At 71.4% G+C, this 6,283-nt stretch carries 6 protein-coding genes; 5 read left to right on the forward strand and 1 reads right to left on the reverse strand.

What is annotated here, in order from left to right:
- Positions 1-51: 51 nt before the first annotated feature.
- The 5 genes from AOJ26_RS27775 (at position 52) to AOJ26_RS27795 (ending at position 5,382) form a co-directional block, all read left to right on the forward strand.
- Positions 52-1,182: a pectinesterase family protein gene (locus AOJ26_RS27775; RefSeq protein ID WP_053851105.1), complete on the forward strand. Its 1,131-nt coding sequence runs from the start codon at positions 52-54 to the stop codon at positions 1,180-1,182.
- 1 nt (position 1,183) lies between these two features.
- On the forward strand, positions 1,184-2,212 hold the full coding sequence (locus AOJ26_RS27780) for a pectinesterase family protein (RefSeq protein ID WP_053851106.1): 1,029 nt from the start codon (positions 1,184-1,186) through the stop codon (positions 2,210-2,212).
- Entirely contained in the window at positions 2,199-3,356 is a 1,158-nt protein-coding gene (locus AOJ26_RS27785; RefSeq protein ID WP_053851107.1) for a dienelactone hydrolase family protein, read from the forward strand. The genes AOJ26_RS27780 and AOJ26_RS27785 overlap by 14 nt, the downstream gene beginning before the upstream one ends.
- Before the next feature lie 38 nt (positions 3,357-3,394).
- Entirely contained in the window at positions 3,395-4,507 is a 1,113-nt protein-coding gene (locus AOJ26_RS27790) for a right-handed parallel beta-helix repeat-containing protein (RefSeq protein ID WP_053851108.1), read from the forward strand.
- 77 nt (positions 4,508-4,584) lie between these two features.
- Positions 4,585-5,382 carry an HAD family acid phosphatase gene (locus AOJ26_RS27795; RefSeq protein ID WP_053851109.1) on the forward strand — a complete coding sequence of 266 codons (798 nt, stop codon included), beginning with the start codon at positions 4,585-4,587 and terminating at the stop codon, positions 5,380-5,382.
- A gap of 332 nt (positions 5,383-5,714) precedes the next feature.
- On the opposite strand, the gene AOJ26_RS27800 is transcribed toward AOJ26_RS27795, so the two are convergent.
- Positions 5,715-6,283 (reverse strand): hypothetical protein (locus AOJ26_RS27800; RefSeq protein WP_053851110.1); only part of this gene is annotated, 569 nt, incomplete at its 5' end.

A 6,283-nucleotide genomic window follows, 5' to 3' on the forward strand; every position in this document is an offset into this window, starting at 1 on the left:
CCCCACGCGAGGCACCCCACCCCCAGAGCCGCGTCCCCAAGGAGCACCCGCATGTCCTCGCACCACACGCAACTCCCCCTGACCAGAAGGGGGTTCCTGCTCGCGAGCACCGGAGCCGCAGCCGCGATCGCGCTCACGGCGGGCCCCGCGACGGCCGCCCCGGCCAGGCGCCCGTTCGGACGCTTCGGGTCACCGTCCGCCCGCCTCACCCCGCGGACGCTGTACGTCGACCCGGAGGGCCGCGGCGACCACACCACCGTCAAGGACGCCGTCACCGCGGCCACCGGCAGCGGCTGGACCCTGGTCCTCGCCCCCGGCACCTACCGGGAGACCGTCGCCGTCGACGCCACCCGCACCGAGGCCACCTGGATCGGCGCCTCCGAGGACCCCCGGGACGTCGTGATCGTGTACGACAACGCGGCCGGCACCCCCAAACCCGGCGGCGGCACCTACGGCACCACCGGATCCGCGACCACCACGGTCCAGGCCGACGGCTTCACCGCCCGCTGGATCACCTTCGCCAACGACTGGCTGCGCGCCGACCACCCCGACATCACCGGCACCCAGGCCGTCGCCCTCAAGGTGCAGGGCGACCGCTCCGCCTTCCACCACTGCCGCTTCCTCGGCCACCAGGACACCCTCTACGCCGACTCGATCGCCCTGACCTCCTTCGCCCGCCAGTACTTCGCGCACTGCTACGTCGAGGGGGACGTCGACTTCGTCTTCGGGCGGGCCACGGCGGTCCACGAGCACTGCCACTTCCGGACCCTGGACCGGACCGACCTGGCGGCGGCGCCGTACGGGTTCGTCTTCGCGCCCTCCACGGCGGGCGCCAACCCGCGCGGACACCTGGTGACGCACAGCCGGGTCTCCAGCGAGGCCCCCGACGCCGCCTACAAGCTGGCCCGTCCGTGGGTACCGAGCTCCGACACCACGGCCCGTCCGTCACTCGTGGTCCGGGACACATGGCTCGGCCCCGGCATCGACGCCGTCGCCCCCTACGCCAACATGTCGGACGCCTTCCCCTGGCAGAACCAGCGCTTCGCCGAGTACCGCAACAGCGGCCCCGGAGCCCGGATCACCGTCCCGGAGAACCGGCCCCAGCTCACCCGCGAACAGGCCGCGTCCGCGACCCGGGAGACCTGGCTCGGCGACTGGCGGCCCTGGAAGGAGGTGTGCTGAGATGCGCAGAAGGACCTTCCTGGCCGCCGGTGCGGGACTCGCCGCCGCGGCGGCCGCTCCGGCCCACGCCGGCACCCGCCGGGTGCTCCACGTCCGACCCGGCGACTCCGTGCAGGCCGCCGTGGACGCGGTCACCGGCCCCGGCTGGACGATCGTCGTGCACCCGGGCACCTATCGCGAGGTCGTCGACGTCCCGGCGGACAAGGCGGAGTTGACCCTGCGCGGGGCGAGCCGTGACCCGCGTGCCACCGTCATCGTGTACGACAACGCCAACGGCACCCGAAAACCAGACGGTTCCGGCACCTACGGCACCGCGGGGTCGGCCACCTTCACCTCCGCGGCCCCCGGCCTCACCGTCCGCGACCTCACCCTCGCCAACGACTGGCTGCGCGCCGACCACCCCGACATCACCGGCACCCAGGCGGTCGCCGCGTACACCTACGGCGACCGCACCCACTTCGAGAACGTCCGGCTCCTGGGCCACCAGGACACCCTCTTCGTCGAGACGACCGCGCTCGCCTCCTTCGACCGGCAGTACTTCCGCCGCTGCCGGATCGAGGGAGACGTCGACTTCGTCTTCGGCCGGGCCACCGCCGTCTTCGACGAGTGCCACTTCCACACCCTCCAGCGGGACGTGACCTTCACACCCAAGGGCATGGTCTTCGCCCCCTCCACGGCCCGCGCCAACCTGTACGGCCTCCTCGCCGTCCGTTCCCGCTTCACCTCCGGCGCCGAGGACGGGGCGTACAAGCTGGCCCGGCCCTGGGTGCCGTCGTACGAGACGACCGCCTGGCCGTCCCTCGTCGTGCGGGACTCCTGGATCGGCCCCGGCATCGACCCGGTCGCGCCCTACACCGACATGCGCGAGGCCTACCCCTGGCAGACCATGCGCTTTTGGGAGTACGCCAACTCCGGTCCCGGCGCGGTCGTCTCCGTCCCGGACAACCGGCCGCAGCTCACCGCCGCCGAGGCCGCGGCGCACACCCCGCACACCTACCTCGGCGACTGGAGGCCCTATGCGTACCGGTGACCCGCTCGGGCGGCGGGCGTTCGTGGTGGGCGCCGGAGCGGCCGCGCTGGCCGGCGGACCGGTGGGCCCCGCGCGGGCCGGGGTCGTCGACGGCCCGCTGCCGGACTTCCACCCGGCGCTCAAGGCCGCGCTGACCTTCCCGCTGGCCTGGGGGAACTCACCGGTCCGTGACTTCCGCGCCTGGCGGCGGGCCGCTCGCGCCAAGCTCGAGGAACACCTCCTGGTCGACCGCGAGGACGGCACGCCGTACGCCCCCGCGTTCACCGGCCGCACCCAAGGAGAGGGATTCACGCGGGAGTTGGTCACCCTCTCCCTCACCCGGTACGAGCGGGTGCGTGCCGCCCTGCTCACCCCGCACGGCCGCGGCCCCTTCCCCGCGGTGCTGCTGCTCCACGACCATGGGGCGAAGTTCGACATCGGCAAGGAGAAGCTGGTCCGGCCCTGGTACGACGACACCCGGCTCGCCTCCGCCCAGGCCTGGGCGGACAAGTACTTCAGCGGCCGGTTCGTCGGCGACGAGCTGGCCCGGCGCGGCTATGTCGTGCTGTGCGCGGACGCGCTCGGCTGGGGCGACCGCGGGCCGGTCGCCTACGACCAGCAGCAGGCCCTGGCGAGCAACTTCTACAACCTGGGCTCCTCGCTCGCCGGACTCATGGCCCGCGAGGACGCCCGCGCCGCCGAGTTCCTCGCCGGTCTGGACCGGGTGGACGCCCGTCGCACGGCCGCCGTCGGGTTCTCCATGGGCGCCTACCGCGCCTGGCAGACCGCCGCGCTGACCGACTCCGTCCGGGCCACGGCGTCCGTCTGCTGGATGACCGGCCTCAAGGAAATGATGGTGCCCGGCAACAACACCCTGCGCGGGCAGTCCAGTTACTGCATGCTCCACCCGGGGCTGCCCCGCTTCCTCGACTTCCCCGACGTGGCGGGCATCGCCGCACCCAGGCCGATGCTCTTCTTCGACGGCGGCCTCGACCCGCTGTTCCCCGCCGACGGCGTCCGCGTCGCGTACGACAAGCTGCGCGCCGTCTGGCAGTCCCGCCACGCCGAGGAGCGGCTGCACCTCAAGACCTGGCCCCAGCTCGGCCATGTCTTCGTCGACCGCATGCAGGACGAGGTCTTCGACTGGCTCGACGCCGTCCTGTGAACCATCCCCCCACCCGCACCCGAAGGGACCCGCTCCCCATGTCTCGTCGTACCGCTCTCCTCGCCACGGCGGCCCTCGCCCTCGGTTCGGGCCTCGCCGTCCTCCCCACCCAGGCGCAGGCCGCGACCGTGGTCGTCAGCAACGCGACCGACCTGTCCAACGCCGTCAAGAACGCCACCGCCGGCACGGTGATCCAGGTCCGCGGCGGCACCTACTACCCGACGGCCACCCTCCAGTCCACGGCCAACGGCACCTCCGCCGCGCCCATCACGCTCACCGCGTACGGCTCGGAGACCGTGAAGATCGACGGGTCCTCCCTCCCCGACGGCGCGTGGATCTTCAAGCTGACCGCGGACTACTGGAACGTCTCCAACCTGACCTTCCAGAACTCCCCGGACAGCGCGGTCGTCTGCACGTCCTGCACCGGCACCAACTGGAACAACATCAAGACCATCAACGGCGGAGACTCCGGTTTCACGCTCACCGGGGACGGCACGGTCAACAACACCGTGAAGAACATCGACAGTTACGGCAACTACGACGCCGCGAACCACGGCGAGAACGCCGACGGCATCGCCGTGAAGTTCGGCTCCGGCACCGGCAACCTCATCACCGGGGCCCGTCTCTACAACAACTCGGACGACGGGATCGACTACTGGTCCTTCTCCTCACCGGTCACCGTCGAGCACACCTGGTCCTTCGGCAACGGCGTCAACCGCTGGTCCGACTCCGCCTTCGCGGGCGACGGCAACGGCTACAAGCTGGGCGGTGACGGCGAGGTCGTCGCGCACGTCGTGAACAACTCCGCGGCCTGGGGCAACGCCGGCAACGGCTTCACCGAGAACTCCAACACCGGCGCCGTCGTCATCAACCGCACCACCGCCTACGCCAACAGCAAGTGGGGCTACTACTTCGCCACCGGCTCCGCGAAGCTCGGCAAGAACCTCGCGGTGAGCAACGGCAGCGGCTCGGTCAGCAAGGGCTCCAAGGTCACCTCGGCCGGCAACAACTGGGACAGCGGGGTCGGCACGCCCGCCTTCAGGTCGACGGACGCTTCGACGACGTACAACGCCCGCGGCGCCGGCGGCACCCTGCCCGCCACCACGTTCCTGACGACGGGCAGCACGACCATCGGCGCGACGATGAACTAGCACCTTCGGGGCGCTTGACCCGTTTTTTACCGGGCGGGTCTCGCGCCCGACATGGTGACGCGCGTAGAACGTCTGTCATGCATAAGCCATTGCGTATCGCAGCCGTCACCGCGGCGTGTGCCGTCGCCGCCGGCGCCCTCTACGGCGCCGGCGCGGCCACCGCCGGCCAGTCCACGGCGAACTCCACGCACGAGCCCTACAACATCGGGCTGCTGGTCAAGGACATCGACACCTACTACGGCACCACGGCCGACGCGAACGGTGTCTACCAGGCGTCCCCCACCAGCCCCTACGCCAAGGACCTGGCGTCGATCGACAAGGCGGCGCGCAAGTACATCGACCAGGCCGCCCGCAAGGCGCACCACAAGGGCGAGAAGCCGGCCGTCGTCTTCGACATCGACGACACGCTCCTGCTCAGCCTCGACTACGAGAAGCGCTACAACTACACGTACAACGCGACCACGTGGGCCGACTACGTGAACCGGGCCGACCGCCCGGCCGTCTTCGGCAGCCCCGAGCTCGTGCGGTACGCCGAGAAGAAGGGCGTCGAGGTCTTCTACAACTCCGGTCTCAGCGAGGCGCAGCGCTCGGCCGCGGTCGAGAACCTGAAGAAGGTCGGCGCCGACGTGAACCTCGACGCCGACCACGTGTTCCTCAAGGACAAGGCGAACCCGCCGTCCTACCTGAGCGCCTGCGCCACACCGGGCACCTGGACCTGCACCACCGTGCAGTACAAGTCCGGCACCCGCGCGCACATCGAGAAGGACCTCGGGTACGACATCATCGCCAACTTCGGCGACCAGTACTCCGACCTGGAGGGCGGCTACGCCGACCGCACGTACAAGCTCCCGAACCCGACGTACTTCGTGAGCTAGTCCCGCACCGGCCGGGAGCCGGGAGCCGGGAGCCGGAAAACGGCGAAACGCCCCGCCCGTCGTCACGGGCGGGGCGTTCCTCGTGCCGGCCCGAGGGGGGCTCCAGCCGGCAGCTGCCGGCCGAGGGGGGCTCAGGCCGGCAGGTCTGTGCACTACTAGGGACGTAGAAGGTGACCGAATGGTTGTTCCCCTGGCGTGAACTCCTGGTGTGAGAGAGCTTGTTGGGCTGCCCGGGAGTCGGACCGGTGCCCACCGTGCACCCCTTGGTCGCCGCCGGCGGGGAAAGGGTTGCCGCGCCACGGTGATGCTCGCGGTGCGGCCCCGGCGGCAGCCTACGAGCCCCCTTCGTCCGCGGACCCGGCATCCTGCGTCGCGAAGCCGCCCCGCACGGCGAGCTCCCCGGACTTCGCGGTCGCCGCCGCCGTGTACCGGTCGTCCTTCGCGTCCCGGCCGCCGCGCTCGTGGTTGTACTGCCCGGCGAACACCCACTCGCCCGTCGGGACCGTACGCCCGGCCTTGAGCACCCAGGTGTAGACGAGGAAACCGTCCCGCTCGGCGACCGTCAGCGTGAAGTCGTCCTCGGGGAGCGAGCGCCAGGCGCCGGCGTCGGTGACACCGCCGGTCTGCGCGATCCGCAACTCGACCGTGAGCGAGGTCAGTTGCTCGGAGGTCCTGAAGGTCAGATTGCTCTGCGCCCAGAACTCGTTGCTGTGCGGGTCCACCGAGCCGTCCGACCACAGCGGGCCGTCCTCGACGCCGGGCGCCCGCACCCCGGTCGACGCGGCGCCCGGGGTGCCCGAAGGCGTGGCGCTCGGCTTCCCGGTCCGGTGGGCCGGGGTGCTGCTCGGTGCCGGATCCGCCGGCGGGGCGGGCGGACGGCTCGTCGCGTCGGGCGAGGGGG

Source organism: Streptomyces sp. NRRL B-24085 (assembly GCF_001282115.1).
In the GTDB taxonomy this organism is placed as follows: Bacteria; Actinomycetota; Actinomycetes; order Streptomycetales; family Streptomycetaceae; genus Streptomyces.